This is a genomic window from Rhodovulum marinum (assembly GCF_004343075.1).
GTDB classification, from domain to species: Bacteria; Pseudomonadota; Alphaproteobacteria; order Rhodobacterales; family Rhodobacteraceae; genus Rhodovulum; species Rhodovulum marinum.
Window position 1 is genome coordinate 19,174 of sequence record NZ_SLXP01000019.1, and the last position, 16,138, is coordinate 35,311.

Below are 16,138 nucleotides of genomic sequence, written 5' to 3' on the forward strand. Positions count from 1 at the left end.
GCCTCTGCCGCTTGCCCGTCGCGGGTCCATCGCTATCATGCCCCCCGATCTAAGGCGACCCCGTCGCCCCCGCAACGCGTGGAGCCCCTGCCATGACCCCAGACGCCCCCGAAATGCCCGACGCCCCCGAGACCGAGATCGTCAGCACCTGGCGCGTGGCCTGTGATGGCTCCGGCCCGGCGCTGGGCCATCCGCGGGTCTGGCTGCAGATCCCGCGCGACACCGGCGTGGTCGAATGCGGCTATTGCGACAAGCGGTTCATCCACGAAAGTTTCGCCGACAAGGCCACCTGATGCTGCCCGCGCCGGTCCCGGTTCGGATCGACGGCCAGGAGATCGCCACCCGCGTGATGGGGCAGGGGCCGGCGCTTGTGCTGATCCACGGCACGCCGTTCTCGTCCCATGCCTGGCACCGCATCGCGCCGGTGCTGGCGGTGCGCCACACCGTCTACATGTACGACCTTCTGGGCTATGGTGCCTCGGCCAAGCCCGCGGGCGACGTGTCGCTGGGCGTGCAGAACGGGGTTCTGGCGGGGCTGTTCGCCCATTGGCAACTGGATGCCCCCGGCGTGATCGCCCATGATTTCGGCGGCGCGACGGCACTGCGCGCACACCTGCTGGACGGGCTCGACTATGACCGGCTGCTCTTGATCGACCCGGTGGCGCTGCGCCCCTGGGGCAGCCCCTTCGTCGCCCATGTCCGCCACCACGAGGCCGCCTTTGCCGGGCTGCCGGAAGATATGCACCGGGCGATGCTGGCGGCCTATCTCCGCACGGCCAGCCACGCGGGGCTAACCGACGCCGCACTTGCCCCTTACCTTGCGCCCTGGCTGGGCGCGGCGGGGCAGGCGGCCTTTTACCGGCAGATCGCCCAGATGGACATGGCCTTCACCGACGAGGCCGAACCGCTTTACCCGTCGCTGCGCTGCCCCGTCCGGCTGCTCTGGGGCGAACAGGACGGCTGGATTCCCGTCGTGACCGGCGACCGCCTTGCCCAAACCCTGCCCGGCTGCCGCCTGGTGCGGGTGCCGGGCGCGGGCCACCTGGTGCAAGAGGATGCGCCCGAGGCGATCCTCGCCGCCGCGCTGGACTTTTTCGGCTGAGCCATGGCGAACCGGGCACGCCGCAATCTGCTTTGGCTGGGGGGCATCGCGCTGGCCTATCTCGCGCTGGCTCGCGGGCCGGGTCTTGTGCGCCGCGCCTTCCCGCCCGCGTTCCCCTTCCAGGATATCCCCGGCCTGCCCGGCTTTCGCCGGATCGCGCGGGGCGATGTCACCGCCGCGCCGCCGCTGCTGATCGGGCTCGACCCCGACGCGCCGCGCGCCCCGGGGCCGGGGCTGGACGCGTTGCGCGCCGATCCCTGCACCGCCCTGTTCGGCGGCGCACAGGGCGGCGGCCCGGTGCCCGTGGCCTATTTCTCCGACGTGCGCTGTCCCTGGTGCCGGGTTCTGACGCCGCTTCTGCTGGACCGCGCCGGGGGCGCGGCCCCCGCGATCCGGCTGGCCTGGCACCCGTTGCCGCTGCTGGGCGAAACCTCGGTCATCGCGGCCCGCGCGGCCATCGCCGCCGAGGCGCAGGGCGCGGGCGCTGCCGTCCATGCGCGTCTGTCGGGCACGCGGCTGGTGCCGACGCCCGCCGCGCTGCGCCGGCTTGCCGGGGAAACCGGCATCGACCCCGACCGCCTGCTGGCCGACATGACCGCCCCCCGGGTGGACGACCGCCTTGCCGTCAGCCGCGGCCTTGCCGATCTGTTCGGCTTTCCGGGCACGCCCGCGCTGGTGATCGGGCGCACCGCCGTCCTGGGCCGGATCGCGGCCGCCGACCTGGACCGCCTGATCGCGCTCGAGGCGTCCGAGGCCGCGACCGCCCCCTGCGCCTGACGACTGGAAGCGGCCGCCGCTTCGTGGCAAACCGGGGGCGCACAGCGAAGGGGGCGAACATGAGCGGGACGTTCGGCAAGGGCTGCCATCTGCATCTGATCGACGGATCGGCCTTCATCTTCCGGGCCTTCCACGCGCTGCCCCCGCTGACGCGGAAATCCGACGGGCTGCCGGTGGGCGCGGTCTCGGGCTTCTGCAACATGATCCACAAATATGTCGAGGATAACGCCGGCCCCGATGCGCCGACCCATGTCGCGGTGGTGTTCGACAAGGGCAGCCACACCTTCCGCAACGACCTTTACGATCAATACAAGGCCAACCGCGACGCGATGCCCGAGGACCTGCGCCCGCAGATCCCGCTGACCCGCGAGGCGACCCGCGCCTTCAACATCGCCTGCATCGAGAAAGAGGGCTATGAGGCCGACGACATCATCGCCACCCTGACCCGCCAGGCGGTCGAGGCAGGCGGCCGCGTGACGATCATCAGTTCCGACAAGGACCTGATGCAGCTGGTGGGCAATGGCGTCGAGATGCTGGACGCGATGAAGAACCGTCGCATCGGCGTCGAGGAGGTCGAGCAGAAATTCGGCGTGGGCCCCGATCGCGTGGTCGACGTGCAGGCGCTGGCCGGCGATTCCGTCGACAACATCCCCGGCGCACCGGGGATCGGCATCAAGACCGCCGCGCTGTTGATCCAGGACTATGGCGACCTGGAAACCCTTCTGGACCGGGCCGAAGAGATCAAGCAGCCCAAGCGCCGCCAGACCCTGATCGAGAACCGCGCGCAGATCGAACTGTCCAAGAAACTGGTGACGCTGGACGCGGCCACGCCGCTGGATTTCACGCTGGACGACCTCGAGGTGAAGGAGCCCGACGCGGAAACCCTGCTGGGCTTCCTGACGCAGATGGAATTCCGCACGCTCACCAAGCGCATCGCGGATGGCCTGGGGGTCGAGCCGCCGGTCATCGCCGATACCAACCCGGCCGGGGCCAACCCCGCCGACGAACCCGCCGCGCCGTCGACCCTGCCCTTCACGCCTGACAATTACGAATGCGTCCGCGACGCCGCGGCCCTTCAGGCATGGATCGACCGCGCGAATGCCCGCGGCTGGGTCGCCGTCGATACCGAAACCACCGGGTTGGACGAGATGCGCTGTGACCTCGTGGGCATTTCTCTGGCGGTGGAACCGGGCGCGGCCTGCTACATCCCGCTGGGCCATCGCGGCGCGGGGGATGACCTGTTCGGCAGCGACGCGCTGGCCGAGGGGCAGATGCCGCTGAACCAGGCGCTGGAGATGCTGAAACCGCTGTTGCAAGACCCGGCGGTGATGAAGATCGGCCAGAACATGAAATACGACGCCAAGGTTCTGGCCCGCTACGGCATCGACATCGCCCCCATCGACGACACCATGCTGATGTCCTACGCGATGAACGCGGGCCTGCATGGCCATTCGATGGACGCCCTGTCCGAACGCTACCTGTCCCACGACCCGATCCCGATCAAGGACCTGATCGGCTCGGGCAAATCCGCGATCACCTTCGACCGCGTGCCCATCGACGAGGCGGTGAAATACGCCGCCGAGGACGCCGACATCACCCTGCGCCTGGCGCACCTGTTCAAACCCCAGCTGCACCAGCGCAAGGTCACGACCGTCTACGAAACGCTTGAACGCCCGCTGGTCCCCGTTCTGGCGCAGATGGAGATGACCGGCATCAAGGTCGACCGCGACACGCTCAGCCGTATGTCGAACGCGTTTGCCCAGAAAATGGCGGGGCTGGAGGCCGAGATCCACGAACTTGCCGGGGAAACCTTCAACGTCGGCAGCCCCAAGCAGCTTGGCGAAATCCTGTTCGACAAGATGAGCCTTCCCGGCGGCAAGAAGGGCAAGACCGGCGCCTATGCCACCGGCGCCGACGTGCTGGAGGACCTGGCCGCCGAGGGCCACGACCTGCCCGCCCGCGTGCTGGACTGGCGCCAGCTTTCCAAGCTGAAATCCACCTATACCGACGCGCTGCAGGACCACATCAACCCCGACACGGGCCGCGTGCATACCTCTTACGTCATCACCGGCGCGGTGACCGGGCGGCTGGCCTCGACCGACCCGAACCTGCAGAACATCCCCGTCCGCACCGAGGAAGGCCGGCGCATCCGCGAGGCCTTCGTCGCCGAGGACGGCAAGGTTCTGGTCTCCCTCGACTATTCCCAGATCGAGCTGCGGATTCTCGCCCATGTCGCGGGCATCGACGCCCTGAAACAGGCCTTCCGCGACGGCCAGGACATCCACGCGATGACCGCGTCGGAAATGTTCGACGTGCCGATGGACCAGATGACCCCGGAAATCCGCCGCCGGGCCAAGGCGATCAATTTCGGGGTGATCTACGGCATTTCCGGCTTTGGCCTTGCCCGCAACCTGCGCATTCCGCGGGCCGAGGCGCAGGGCTTCATCGACCGCTATTTCGAGCGCTTCCCCGGCATCAAGGATTACATGGATGCGACCGTCGCCTTCGCCAAGGATCGCGGTTACGTCCAGACCCTGTTCGGGCGCAGGATCCACACGCCCGAGATCGGCGCCAAGGGGCCGCAGGCGGGCTTTGCGAAACGTGCCGCGATCAACGCGCCGATCCAGGGCACGGCGGCCGATATCATCCGCCGCGCGATGATCCGCATGCCCGACGCGATCGCCGATCTGCCGGCGAAGATGCTGTTGCAGGTGCATGACGAACTGATCTTCGAGGTGGACAAGGGCGCCGAGGCCGACACCATAAAGGCCGTGCGCAAGGTGATGGAGCGCGCCGCGCTGCCCGCGGTCGCACTCGACGTGCCGCTGGTGGTGGATGCGGGGCAGGGGGCGAACTGGGCCGAGGCGCATTGAGGGGGGCGCCAGGGGCAGGGCGCGGGCCCGGGCCCGATACCCCGCGCCGCGGTTAGGGCGGGATCTGAGTATTTGGGCCAAGAAAAAGGGCCGATCCGCCGGAATCCGCGTTGAACGCGTCGCCTAGCCGGCCGGGGCGGCGGGGGCGGGCGCGATCCAGCCCAGCCCGTCTTCGGTGCGGCCCCGCGGGCGGTATTCGCCGCTGACCCAGCCCGCATAGCCGTCCGTGTCCAGCCGCGCGAAGAACGCCGGGTAGTCGATCGCGCCCCGGTCGGGGTCATCGCGCGCGGGGGCTGCCGCGACCTGCACATGCGCCGCGCGTGCCCCCATCCGCGCCCAAAGGCCCATGACGTCGCCCGCGATCCGCTGCGCGTGGTAGGCGTCGAATTGCAGGTGCAGGTTGGGCCGGGCCAGCGTGTCGAGAATCTTTGCCGCGTCGTCGAAACGCGCCAGGAAATAACCGGGCATGTCGAACGGGTTGATCGGCTCGATCGTGAAACTTTGCGCGGGTGCGCTGTCGGCGGCCCATGCGACGTTCCCCAGATAGGTCTGCCGCGCCTCCGCCCCGGCGGCGCACCCGGCCAGCAGGTGGACCTGCGCCGCCCCCAGCCGCGCGGCCAGATCGGTGGCCCGCCGCACGCCCTCGCGGAACCGCGCGGCCTGTCCGGGCAGGGCCGCGAACCCCCGCTCGCCCGCCGCCCAGTCGCCCGCCGGCGTGTTGATCAGGGCCAGCTGCAGCCCCTCGCCCGCCAGCCGCGCGGCGATCTCGGCCGGGTCGTGGTCATAGGGAAACAGGATCTCCACCGCCTCGAATCCCGCCGCCCGCGCCGCGGCGAACCGGTCCAGGAACGGCCGTTCGGTGAACAGGAAGTCCAGGTTGGCACAGAACCGGGGCATGGGCGCTCAGGGCAGTTCGGCCGCCGGGATCACGGGGAAGAACGCCCCGCCCGACCACAGGCCGAACCACGTCTCGCCCGCGTGCATCTTGTGCGTGCCGATATCGACCAGCCGGTAGAAACTCTTGCGGTCGATCCGCGCCTCCAGGTTGCGCCGCACCAGCACGTAGGGTGCCGGTTCCCCGGTCTCGGGGTCGCGCTCCACCCGGATCGGGTGCCCGGGCCCCGCCGCCACCCGGTCGCCGACATTGGTGGTAAAGGTCAGAACCTGGTCCGCCCCCGCGCCCGCGCGCTCGAAATCGACCGCGACGAAGGGCACGTCGTCCACGGTGATTCCCACCTTTTCCACCGGCGTGACCAGGAAATACCGCTCGCCCTCGCGTTTCAGGATGGTCGAGAACAACCGCACCAGCGGCGCCCTGCCGATCGGCGTGCCCAGGTAGAACCACGTCCCGTCCCGCGCGATCCGCATGTCCAGGTCGCCGCAAAACGGCGGGTTCCACGAATCAACCGGGGGTAGTTTGCCGCCCGCGGCCGCCGCGCGGGCGGTTTCGGCCAGCCTGTCTGCGTCGGGTTTCACGATCATTTGTGCCGCCTTGGTTTTTGCCATTTGTGGCGCGCGCGATATGTGTCGATACTAGTCCCATATATGACCGAAGGGAGAGATGTCATGTCCGAAGACACCCAGCTGGTGGCCGATATCGAGGCGCTGGGCGCCCGGCTGGCCGAGGCCAAGGGCAGCATCACCAAGCGGTTCATCGGACAGGAACGCGTCGTGGACCTGACGCTTTCGGCGCTGTTGTGCGGCGGGCATGCGCTGTTGATCGGGCTGCCGGGGCTGGGCAAGACGCGGCTGGTCGACACGCTGTCCACCGTGATGGGGCTGAACGGCGCGCGCATCCAGTTCACCCCCGACCTGATGCCCGCCGATATCCTCGGCTCCGAGGTGCTGGAAACCGGCGAGGATGGCAGCCGCGCCTTCCGTTTCATCGAGGGGCCGATCTTCTGCCAGCTTCTGATGGCCGACGAGATCAACCGCGCCTCGCCGCGCACGCAATCCGCGCTGTTGCAGGCGATGCAGGAGAAATCCGTGACCATCGCGGGCGAAGCGCACCCCCTGACGCCGCCCTTCCACGTGCTGGCGACCCAGAACCCGATCGAGCAGGAGGGCACCTATCCCCTGCCCGAGGCCCAGCTTGACCGCTTCCTGGTGCAGATCGACGTGCCCTATCCCGACCGCAAGACCGAACATGACATCCTGATCGCCACCACCGGCGTCGAGGAAGAACAGGCCCATGCCGTCTTCACCGCCGAGCAATTGATCGCCGCGCAGAAGATCGTGCGCCGGATGCCGGTGGGCGAGGCGGTGGTGGAACTGATCCTGGATCTCGTGCGGGCCTGCCGCCCGGGCGAGGCCGAGGCGCCCCAGATCGTGCGCGACACGGTCGCCTGGGGTCCCGGCCCGCGCGCGGCGCAGGCGCTGATGCTGACGGTGCGCGCGCAGGCGCTGCTGGAAGGGCGGCTGGTGCCGTCCGCCGATGACGTCATCAAGATGGCCGCCCCCGTTCTGACCCACCGCATGGCGCTCAGCTTCGCGGCGCGGGCGCGGGGCGAACACCTGTCCGACGTGATCGAGGCCGTCGCGCGCGACGTCGTCCGGGTCGAGGCCGCCGCGTGAGCGATCCCGCCACCCTGCGCGCCCGCGCCGAGGGCCTGGCCGAGGCGCTCCCGCCGCTTCTGGCGGATGCCGAGCACTTGGCGCAGGCCGTCATCCTGGGCGAACACGGGCGGCGGCGCGCGGGGCTTGGCGACGAGTTCTGGCAATACCGGCCCGCCCATGCGGGCGACGAGGCGCGGATGATCGACTGGCGCCGGTCGGCGCGGTCGGATGCCCATTTCGTGCGGGAAAAGGAATGGCAGGCCGCGCAAAGCGTGCTGATCTGGGTGGACGATTCCGCCTCGATGGGCTTTTCCGGCGACAAGACCCACCCCACCAAGGCCGAGCGGGCGCGGGTGCTGGCGCTGGCCGTGGCGGTGCTCCTGACCCGCGGCGGCGAACGTGTGGGCCTGTCGGGCACCGGCCTGCCGCCCCGGCGCGGGCCGCTGCAACTGTTGCGCATGGCCGAGGTTCTCTCCGGGGCGCAGGGCACGGCCGATTACGGCGCGCCCGATGCGCGCGGCATGGCGCCCCATTCCCGCGCGGTGTTCCTGTCGGATTTCCTGGGCGATCTCGCCCCCGTCGAAAAGGCGCTGACCGAGGCCGCCGACCGCGACATCAAGGGCGCGCTGGTGCAGGTTCTCGACCCCGCCGAAGAGGCGTTCCCCTATGACGGGCGCACCATCTTCGAAAGCATGGGCGGCAGCCTGCGCCACGAAACGCTCAAGGCGGGCGACCTGCGCGGCCGCTATCTGGCCCGGCTGGCCGAACGCAAGGCGCGCCTGGCCGACCTGGCACGCGCGACCGGCTGGCACTATTCGACCCACCACACCGGCGAGGGGGCGCAGGGCGCGCTGTTGTGGCTCTATCGCGCGCTGGAGCGGGTGCGCTGATGTGGACCGTGGGCGCCATAGGCTTCACCGCCCCCGCGCTCTTGTGGGCGCTGGTCGCGCTGCCCGCGCTGTGGCTGTTGCTGCGCGCGGTGCCGCCCGCGCCGATCCGGCGGCGCTTTCCGGGCGTGGCGCTGCTTCTGGGCCTGACCGATGACGAGACCCAGACCGACAAGACGCCCTGGTGGCTGCTGCTTTTGCGGATGCTGGCCGTGGCCGCGCTGATCGTGGGGTTCGCCGGGCCGGTGCTGAACCCGGAGGACCGCCAGCCCGGCACCGGGCCGTTGCTGGTCTTCATAGACGGCACATGGGCCGATGCCCGCGACTGGCCGCGCCGGATCGACCGGGTCGAGGCCCTGCTGGAAGAGGCCGGGCGCGATGGCCGCCCCGTGGCCGTGGTGATGGCCACCGACCTGCCCGAGGCGGGCCTGCCCTTCCAGGCAGCCGAGGCCTGGGCCAGCCGCCTGGCCGGGCTGAAACCGCAACCCTGGCTGCCCGACCCGCAGGCGCTGGGCGACTGGGCCCGGGGGCTGGACGGCGGGTTCGATACGTTCTGGATGTCGGGCGGGCTGGACTACGAGGGGCGCGACGACGTGTTGGCCGCGTTCAGCGCCGCGGGCACGGTGCGCGTCTTCGAAAGCCCCCGCCCCGTGCTCGCCCTGCGCCCCGCCGCGTTCGAGGACGGCGCGATCCGCCTGACCGCCCTGCGCGCCCGGGCGGGCGAGGCGTCCGAGGTCACGCTGGCCGCCACCGGCCGCGACCCGGCGGGCATCGAACGGGTGCTGGCCCGCGTCCCCGCGACCTTCGAACCCGGGGAGACCAGCCTTGAAACCGACCTGGTCCTGCCCCCCGAGCTGCGCAACCGGATCAGCCGCTTTTCGGTCGAGGGCGTGCGGTCGGCCGGGGCCGTCACGCTTACCGATGACAGCCTGAAACGCCGCGAGGTCGCCCTGATCGCGGGCCGCGACAACCGCGAGGGGCTGCAACTGCTCTCGCCGCTCTTCTACCTGCAAAAGGCGCTGGAACCCACCGCCGACCTGCTCGACGGCACGCTGTCGGACATCATCCTGGCCAGCCCCGACGTGATCGTGCTGGCCGACGTCGCCACGTTGTCGGCGGCCGAGGCGGCGGAACTGCAGGACTGGGTGGAAAAGGGCGGCCTTCTGGTCCGTTTCGCCGGGCCGCGCCTGGCCGCCTCCGATGTCAGCCGCGACGCCGAAGACCCCCTGATGCCCGTGCGCCTGCGCGCGGGCGGGCGCACGGTCGGCGGCGCGATGAGCTGGGGCGAGCCGAAGGAACTGCGCCCCTTCGCCGAAACCTCGCCCTTCTTCGGTCTCGACCTGCCGCCCGACGTGCGGGTGAATGCCCAGGTCATGGCCCAGCCCGACCCGCAACTGGCCGAACGCTCCATCGCGGCGCTGACCGATGGCACGCCCCTTGTCACCCGCAAGAAGCTGGGCGAGGGGCAGGTGGTGCTGTTCCACGTCACCGCGAACGCCGAATGGTCCACCCTGCCGCTTTCGGGGCTGTTCGTGCAGATGCTGGAACGCCTCGCCGTCTCCACCCGCCCCGCGCGCCCCGAGGCGGCGGAATTGCAGGGCACCACCTGGGTCGCCGAAACCGTGCTGGATGCCTTCGGCGAGGTCGGCGACGCGGGCACCCTGCCCGGTGTGCCGGGCGAGAAACTGGCCGACGCGCGCCCCGCCCCCGACCTGCCCCCCGGCCTTTACGCCGGAGAGGACCGTCGGCTGGCCCTCAACGTGATCGGCCCCGACACCCGGATCGCCGCCACCGCCTGGCCCGCCCGCATCCCCGTAGAGGGGCTGGCCGTCGCGCGTGAAACCCTGCTCAAGGGCTGGCTCCTGACCGCCGCGCTGGCGCTTCTGGCCGCCGATATCCTCGCCTCGCTCTGGCTCTCTGGGCGACTCCGGGGGCAACGCTCGGGCGCCGCGGCGGTGCTGGTCCTCGCCCTGATGCTGCCCATCGACGCCCATGCGCAGGACACCGATGACGCCCTTGCCCTCAAGGCCACGTCCGAGGTCGTGCTGGCCCATGTCGTCACCGGCGACGCGCGCATCGACGATGTGGCCCGCGCGGGGCTGGTGGGCCTGTCCGAGAAACTGTTCCAGCGCACCTCGATCGAACCCGCCGCCCCCATCGCGGTGAACCTCGAAACCGACGAGCTGTCGTTCTTTCCCTTCCTCTACTGGCCCGTGACCGCCAGCCAGCCGCAGCCCTCGCCCGAGGCGTATGCCAGGCTCAACCGTTACCTGCGCACCGGCGGCATGATCCTGTTCGACACCCGCGACGCGGACGTGGCGCGTTTCGGCGGCGGCTCGCCCGAGGGGCGGCGGCTGCAACAACTGGCCCGCCCGCTGGACGTGCCGCCCCTGGAACCCGTGCCCGCCGACCATGTCCTGACCCGCACCTTCTACCTGTTGCAGGATTTCCCCGGCCGCCATGCCAGCCGCGATATCTGGGTCGAGGCCGCCCCCCCCGATGCCGAGCGCGCCGAGGGTATGCCCTTCCGCGACCTCAATGACGGGGTGACGCCGGTGGTGATCGGCGGCAACGACTGGGCGGCGGCCTGGGCGGTGGATGCGCAAGGGGCGGCGATGTTCCCCGTGGGCCGCGGCTATGCGGGCGAACGGCAACGCGAAATCGCCTATCGCTTCGGGATCAACCTCATCATGCACGTGCTGACCGGCAACTACAAATCCGACCAGGTCCACGTGCCCGCGCTGCTCGACAGGTTGGGCCAATGACCGGCGAGATCATCTTCGACCCGCTTCTGCCCTGGGCCGTGCTCTGGGCGCTTGTGGCCGCGGCCGTGGCGTTTACCGGTTTCGCGCTGTGGCGCGGGCTGGGCGGCTGGTGGCTCCGCGGGCTTGCCGCCGCCGCCATCCTCGCGGCCATCGCCAACCCCTCCCTGCAGACCGAGGACCGCGCGCCGCTCTCCGACATCGTGGTTCTGGTGGTCGACGAAAGCGCCAGCCAGCGGCTTTCGGATCGCCCCGACCAGGTCGCCCGGGCCATCGCCCGCGTCGAATCCGAGGTCGCCGCGCTGGACAATACCGAACTGCGCATCGTCCGGCTGGGCGACGGCCAGGGCAACGAGGGCACCCTCCTGATGACCGCGCTGGCCGAGGCGCTGGCCGAGGTGCCGCGTGCGCGGCTCGCGGGCGCCATCCTGCTGACCGACGGCCAGTTGCACGACCTCGACCGCGCCCCCGCCCTTCCCGCGCCGCTCCATGCCCTGCTCACCGGGCAACAAGACGACTGGGACCGCCGGCTGGTGGTCAAGAACGCCCCCGCCTTCGCCATCCTGGGCGAGGAATTCACCCTGACCCTGCGGATCGAGGACCAGGGCGCCGTGCCCGCCGAAATGGGCGAAACCACCCGCGTGACGCTGGCCATCGACGGCGGCGCGCCGCAGACCTACACCGTGCCGCTGAACCGCGATCTCGAACTGCCGGTGATCCTGGAACACGCGGGCCGCAACGTGATCCAGTTCTCGGTCGCCGGCGAGGCGGGCGAACTGACCGACCGCAACAACGCCGCCGTCGTCCAGATCAACGGCGTGCGCGACCGGCTGCGCGTGCTGCTGGTCTCGGGCGAACCGCACCCGGGCGAACGCACCTGGCGCAACCTCCTGAAATCCGACAGTTCGGTGGACCTCGTCCATTTCACGATCCTGCGCCCGCCGGACAAGCATGACGGCGTGCCGGTGACCGAGCTGTCCCTGATCGCCTTCCCGACGCGCGAGCTGTTCCTAGACAAGATCGACGAGTTCGACCTGATCATCTTCGACCGCTACAAGCGGCGCGGTATCCTGCCGATGATCTATCTCGACAACGTGCGCGACTATGTCGAAAAGGGCGGCGCGGTGCTGATCGCCGCCGGTCCCGATTTCGCCAGCGCCGACTCGATCTACCGCTCGCCCCTGGCCGAGATCCTGCCCGCCGAACCCACCGCCCGCGTGATCGAGGAAGGCTACCGGCCCACCGTCACCGACCTCGGCCAGCGCCACCCCGTCACCGAGGGGCTGAAGGCCGAACATGACGGCGACTGGGGCCGCTGGTTCCGGCTGATCGACGTCCAGGCGACCCGCGGGCAGGTGGTGATGACCGGCACGGGCGACCGCCCGCTGCTGGTGCTCGACCGGGTGGGCGAGGGGCGCGTGGCGCTGCTGGCCTCCGACCACGCCTGGCTCTGGAACCGCGGCTTCGAGGGCGGCGGGCCGCAGCTGGAACTGCTGCGCCGGCTGGCCCACTGGATGATGAAGGAACCCGAGCTCGAGGAAGAGGCCCTCAGCGCCGAGGCCGAGGGCCAGACCATGACCATCACCCGCCGCTCGCTCGCCCAGGACGGTCGCAGCGTCCGGATCACCCGCCCCGATGGCCAGACCGACACGCTGACGCTCGAGGAAACCGTGCCGGGCCGGTTCCAGGCCACCTATGACGGCCCCGAAATCGGCCTGTACCGGCTGGCCGACGACGACATGGAAACCGTGATCGCACTGGGCCCCGCCGCGCCGCGCGAATTCGAGGAAACGATCGCCAGCGGCGCCCGGCTGGACCCGGCGGTCTCCGCGACGCGCGGCGGCATCCTGCCGCTTCACGCGGGTCTTCCCGATCTCCGCACCGTGCGCGAGGGGCGCCTCGCCGCCGGCCGCGGCTGGATCGGGATCACGCCCCGCGGCGCCTACCTGACGGCGGATGTCACCATCACGCCACTGGCGCCGGCCTGGGCCTTCCTGCTGCTGGCCGCCGCGCTCAGCCTGGGCGCCTGGCTGCGCGAAGGGCGGCGATAAGCCCGTCCCCGGTTTCGCCCCGGCCGAGTGATCCTCCGGGAAAAGACCCCGGCCCTTCTTCTGGCTTCAAATATCCCGGGGGGAGTCCGCAGGACGGGGGGCAGCGCCCCCCCCACCCCGCGTGCCGCCTGGCGCCCCTAGCGCCCGTTCTGCGCCGAGGCCGTGCTGTCCAGCCGGGCGGCGCGGGCCGCCAGCACCTCGGCGCGCGGGCGCCAGCTGTATTTCGGGTCCTCCGTGACCGGCGACCAGAACAGGTCGCCCCCCGCCCGCCAGGGGTCCAGCACCACGCCCCGCTCCATCGGGTCGCCCCGGCGGGCGAGGATCACGGTGGAATGGTCGATGCGGAACAGCCGGTCGCCGGGCGAGATCGCGCGATACAGCTGCAGCGTGCGGAACGCCTCTTGCGCCAGGCGGGCCTGCATGTCGTCGGCCCACTGATAGCACAGCCCGCGCTCGCGCAGGCCCATGTTGACCTTGGTGTTGTGGATGATCGGCGGGTCGGACACGCGGTAGTCCTGTGCCAGCTGCCGGGCATGGGTATGGGCGATCTGCGCCGCGCGCGCGGCCTCCTCGGGGTCGACACCGGGGCCAAGCGCCGCGATATCGCGGGCCAGCGCGTCGATCTCGGCGGGCTCGGGCGGCGGCGGGCCATAGCCGCCCGGCGCCGTGCCGCCACCGCAGGCGCCCAGCGCGAGCGTTGCGACAAGGGCCGCGACGGGGGCGAAATTCGCGATCCTGCTCACCGGGTCTGCCGTGCCGTGCTGTTCCGTTCCGCCTTCAGGGCTAGCCCGGACCCGCGCCCCTGTCGAGACGCTATGCACCGGGGCGCGTGGCCCTGTCCGGTTCCGTCATCAGCGCGCGGCGCGAGTTCGAGGCGAATTCCCGCCGCCACAGCACCCAGACGGTCAGCGCCGCCGACAGGATCAGCGGCACCGCCCCCAACAGCCAGGCCAGCCCCGCCAAGGCGAAGTAAAGCGAGCGCATGCCCCGGTTGAAGCTGCGCGCGGCGGTGATGTTGATCTCGGCGGCCTGGGCGGCGCGGGGCTGGGCGTCGGGGTCCGCAGGGTCGTTCGGCACGGCGGCCATCATCACCGCGCAATAGCCGAACAGCCGGTGCGACCAGACGAATTTCAGAAAGGCATTGGCCACGAACAGCAGGATCGCCAGGATCTTCAGCTCCCACACCACGGACGGCGCGGTGTCCAGCGTCAGGTCCTCGGCCAGCCCCAACAGGCGTTCGGTATTGCCGATCAGCGCCAGCCCGCCGCCGATGATGATCATCGAGGCCGAGGCGAAGAAGGTCGTGCCCTGGCGCAGCGTCGACAGGATATTGGCGTCGAAGATGCGCGGCTGGCGGGTGACCAGGTGGCGCATCCATTCGCGGCGATAGCGCGTCATCAGCACCGAGACCGACGGCCGGGCGGGCGACGGGTTCTCGATCCGCCAGCCGATCCCGATCCAGGCCGCGACCCAGACGGCCAGCGCGGCGCCATCCAGCGGGGTAAAGAACGCGATCCGGTCGAAAAGTTCCATGGCCGTGAGCCTAGCCGCAAGGGAAAGCGCTTGCCAGATGGCAATATTGGTTATAATTCTTGACCAATTCAGTGGAGGAGAGGCGCCCATGGACATGCCCGTCCCGAACGCGGCGGTCATCGCGAAGAAAGCGCATGTGGTGGGGCGGCTGAGGGCGGCCTTGCCCGAGGGCGCGGTGATCCACGACCCTGCCGAGACGCGGGCCTATGAATGCGATGCGCTGACCGCCTATCGCTGCCCGCCGCTGGCCGCCGTCCTGCCCGCCACGACCGACGAGGTGGCCGCGGTGCTGCGCATCTGCCACGAAGAGGGCGTGCCGGTCGTGCCGCGCGGGTCGGGCACGTCGCTGGCGGGTGGCGCGATGCCGACCGCTGACAGCGTGATCCTGGGCGTGTCGCGCCTGACCGAGGTGCTGGAGGTCGATTACGACAACCGTTTCATCCGGGTGCAGACCGGGCGCACGAACCTGTCCGTCACCGGCGCGGTGGAGGAGGAGGGATTCTTCTATGCCCCCGACCCGTCCTCGCAGCTGGCCTGCGCCATCGCGGGCAATATCGCGATGAACTCGGGCGGGGCGCATTGCCTGAAATACGGGGTGACGACGAACAACCTGCTGGGGGTGACCCTGGTGCAGATGGACGGCACCGTGGTCGAGATCGGCGGCGCCTACATGGATGCGGGCGGCTATGACTGGCTGGGGCTGATCTGCGGGTCCGAGGGCCAGCTGGGCGTGGTGACCGAGGCGACCCTGCGCATCCTGCCGAAACCCGAGGGCGCGCGGCCCGTTCTGATGGGCTTCGACAGCTCCGAGGTGGCCGGGGCCTGCGTCGCCGACATCATCAAGGCGGGCGTCCTGCCCGTGGCGATCGAGTTCATGGACCGCCCCTGCATCCGCGCGACCGAGGCCTTCGCGGGCGCCGGCTATCCCGATTGCGAGGCGCTGTTGATCGTCGAGGTCGAGGGCAGCGCGGCCGAGATCGACGAACAGCTGGGCGTGATCCTGCAGATCGCGCGCAAGCATGACCCGGTGGAATTGCGCGAAAGCGGCTCGGCCGAGGAAAGCGCGCGGATCTGGCTGGGCCGGAAATCGGCCTTCGGCGCGATGGGGCAGATCAACGATTACATGTGCCTGGACGGCACGATCCCGGTCTCGGCCCTGCCGCTGGTGCTGCGCCGGATCGGCGAGATGTCGCAGGACTACGGGCTGGGGGTGGCCAACGTGTTCCACGCGGGCGACGGCAACATGCACCCCTTGATCCTGTTCGACGCGAACAAGCCCGGCGACCTGGAGCGTTGCGAGGCGTTCGGCGCGGATATCCTGAAGCTGTGCGTCGAGGTGGGCGGTTGCCTGACCGGCGAGCATGGCGTGGGCATCGAGAAGCGCGACCTGATGAACGTTCAGTTCGATCCCGCCGATATCGAGGCGCAGCTGCGGGTGAAGGACGTGTTCGATCCGAAATGGCTGTTGAACCCAGCCAAGGTGTTCCCGTTGGCGGCGACGGCGGCGCGGCGGGCAGGGTAGGGCAGGGCAGGGGGCGCTGCCCCCTCTTGTCCTGCGGACAATTCACCCCCGGAGTATTTGGACCAAGAAAAAGAT

The 16,138-nt window shown here is 70.2% G+C and carries 13 protein-coding genes; 9 read left to right on the forward strand and 4 right to left on the reverse strand.

What is annotated here, in order from left to right; genetic code table 11:
* Positions 1 to 92: 92 nt before the first annotated feature.
* Genes EV662_RS18220 through polA form a run of 4 tightly spaced genes read left to right on the forward strand, consistent with a single transcriptional unit; the run spans position 93 to position 4,752 of the window.
* A complete protein-coding gene (locus EV662_RS18220; protein WP_243695902.1) occupies positions 93 to 293 on the forward strand; it encodes a zinc-finger domain-containing protein in 201 nt (66 codons plus the stop codon).
* Positions 293 to 1,102, forward strand: coding sequence for an alpha/beta fold hydrolase (locus EV662_RS18225; protein WP_132465943.1), 810 nt, complete (start codon positions 293 to 295; stop codon positions 1,100 to 1,102). Before EV662_RS18220 ends, EV662_RS18225 begins: the two co-directional genes overlap by 1 nt.
* Before the next feature lie 3 nt (positions 1,103 to 1,105).
* Entirely contained in the window at positions 1,106 to 1,879 is a 774-nt protein-coding gene (locus tag EV662_RS18230; protein WP_132465946.1) for a DsbA family protein, read from the forward strand.
* Positions 1,880 to 1,938: 59 nt separating this feature from the next.
* The gene (gene polA, locus EV662_RS18235; RefSeq protein ID WP_132465949.1) at positions 1,939 to 4,752 is read left to right on the forward strand and encodes a DNA polymerase I; all 2,814 of its coding nucleotides are present in this window, start codon (positions 1,939 to 1,941) and stop codon (positions 4,750 to 4,752) included.
* A 123-nt stretch (positions 4,753 to 4,875) separates the two neighbouring features.
* Here the strand turns inward: polA and EV662_RS18240 are convergent, their stop codons facing one another.
* Together EV662_RS18240 and EV662_RS18245 are read right to left on the reverse strand one after the other, a co-directional pair.
* The gene (locus tag EV662_RS18240) at positions 4,876 to 5,649 is read right to left on the reverse strand and encodes a hydroxypyruvate isomerase family protein (protein ID WP_132465952.1); all 774 of its coding nucleotides are present in this window, start codon (positions 5,647 to 5,649) and stop codon (positions 4,876 to 4,878) included.
* Positions 5,650 to 5,655: 6 nt separating this feature from the next.
* On the reverse strand, positions 5,656 to 6,234 hold the full coding sequence (locus tag EV662_RS18245) for a DUF1285 domain-containing protein (protein ID WP_243695903.1): 579 nt from the start codon (positions 6,232 to 6,234) through the stop codon (positions 5,656 to 5,658).
* Positions 6,235 to 6,318: 84 nt separating this feature from the next.
* Here EV662_RS18245 and EV662_RS18250 point away from each other — a divergent pair, with 84 nt between their 5' ends.
* From EV662_RS18250 to EV662_RS18265, 4 genes are read left to right on the forward strand one after another with little or no spacing between them, the layout of a single operon-like run.
* Positions 6,319 to 7,326 carry an AAA family ATPase gene (locus tag EV662_RS18250; protein ID WP_132465958.1) on the forward strand — a complete coding sequence of 336 codons (1,008 nt, stop codon included), beginning with the start codon at positions 6,319 to 6,321 and terminating at the stop codon, positions 7,324 to 7,326.
* A complete protein-coding gene (locus EV662_RS18255) occupies positions 7,323 to 8,198 on the forward strand; it encodes a DUF58 domain-containing protein (RefSeq protein WP_132465961.1) in 876 nt (291 codons plus the stop codon). Before EV662_RS18250 ends, EV662_RS18255 begins: the two co-directional genes overlap by 4 nt.
* Complete coding sequence (locus EV662_RS18260; RefSeq protein ID WP_132465964.1) at positions 8,198 to 10,960, forward strand: DUF4159 domain-containing protein; 2,763 nt, start codon at positions 8,198 to 8,200, stop codon at positions 10,958 to 10,960. Before EV662_RS18255 ends, EV662_RS18260 begins: the two co-directional genes overlap by 1 nt.
* On the forward strand, positions 10,957 to 13,008 hold the full coding sequence (locus EV662_RS18265; protein ID WP_132465967.1) for a glutamine amidotransferase: 2,052 nt from the start codon (positions 10,957 to 10,959) through the stop codon (positions 13,006 to 13,008). Before EV662_RS18260 ends, EV662_RS18265 begins: the two co-directional genes overlap by 4 nt.
* Before the next feature lie 137 nt (positions 13,009 to 13,145).
* On the opposite strand, the gene EV662_RS18270 is transcribed toward EV662_RS18265, so the two are convergent.
* Positions 13,146 to 13,751, reverse strand: a complete 606-nt coding sequence (locus EV662_RS18270) for a hypothetical protein (RefSeq protein WP_243695904.1) — start codon at positions 13,749 to 13,751, stop codon at positions 13,146 to 13,148.
* A gap of 70 nt (positions 13,752 to 13,821) precedes the next feature.
* A complete protein-coding gene (locus tag EV662_RS18275; protein WP_132465970.1) occupies positions 13,822 to 14,541 on the reverse strand; it encodes a DUF599 domain-containing protein in 720 nt (239 codons plus the stop codon).
* Between the two features lie 88 nt (positions 14,542 to 14,629).
* Here EV662_RS18275 and EV662_RS18280 point away from each other — a divergent pair, with 88 nt between their 5' ends.
* Positions 14,630 to 16,063: an FAD-linked oxidase C-terminal domain-containing protein gene (locus EV662_RS18280; RefSeq protein ID WP_132465972.1), complete on the forward strand. Its 1,434-nt coding sequence runs from the start codon at positions 14,630 to 14,632 to the stop codon at positions 16,061 to 16,063.
* Positions 16,064 to 16,138 lie beyond the last annotated feature (75 nt).

Bases quoted from the DNA above. Each gene is read 5' to 3' on its own strand.
- EV662_RS18225 (WP_132465943.1), top strand. From the start codon at position 293: ATGCTGCCCGCGCCGGTCCCGGTTCGGATCGACGGCCAGGAGATCGCC.
- EV662_RS18260 (WP_132465964.1), top strand. From the start codon at position 8,198: ATGTGGACCGTGGGCGCCATAGGCTTCACCGCCCCCGCGCTCTTGTGG.
- EV662_RS18230 (WP_132465946.1), top strand. From the start codon at position 1,106: ATGGCGAACCGGGCACGCCGCAATCTGCTTTGGCTGGGGGGCATCGCG.
- EV662_RS18250 (WP_132465958.1), top strand. From the start codon at position 6,319: ATGTCCGAAGACACCCAGCTGGTGGCCGATATCGAGGCGCTGGGCGCC.
- EV662_RS18220 (WP_243695902.1), top strand. From the start codon at position 93: ATGACCCCAGACGCCCCCGAAATGCCCGACGCCCCCGAGACCGAGATC.
- EV662_RS18240 (WP_132465952.1), bottom strand. From the start codon at position 5,649: ATGCCCCGGTTCTGTGCCAACCTGGACTTCCTGTTCACCGAACGGCCG.
- EV662_RS18265 (WP_132465967.1), top strand. From the start codon at position 10,957: ATGACCGGCGAGATCATCTTCGACCCGCTTCTGCCCTGGGCCGTGCTC.
- EV662_RS18275 (WP_132465970.1), bottom strand. From the start codon at position 14,541: ATGGAACTTTTCGACCGGATCGCGTTCTTTACCCCGCTGGATGGCGCC.
- EV662_RS18245 (WP_243695903.1), bottom strand. From the start codon at position 6,234: ATGATCGTGAAACCCGACGCAGACAGGCTGGCCGAAACCGCCCGCGCG.
- polA (WP_132465949.1), top strand. From the start codon at position 1,939: ATGAGCGGGACGTTCGGCAAGGGCTGCCATCTGCATCTGATCGACGGA.
- EV662_RS18280 (WP_132465972.1), top strand. From the start codon at position 14,630: ATGGACATGCCCGTCCCGAACGCGGCGGTCATCGCGAAGAAAGCGCAT.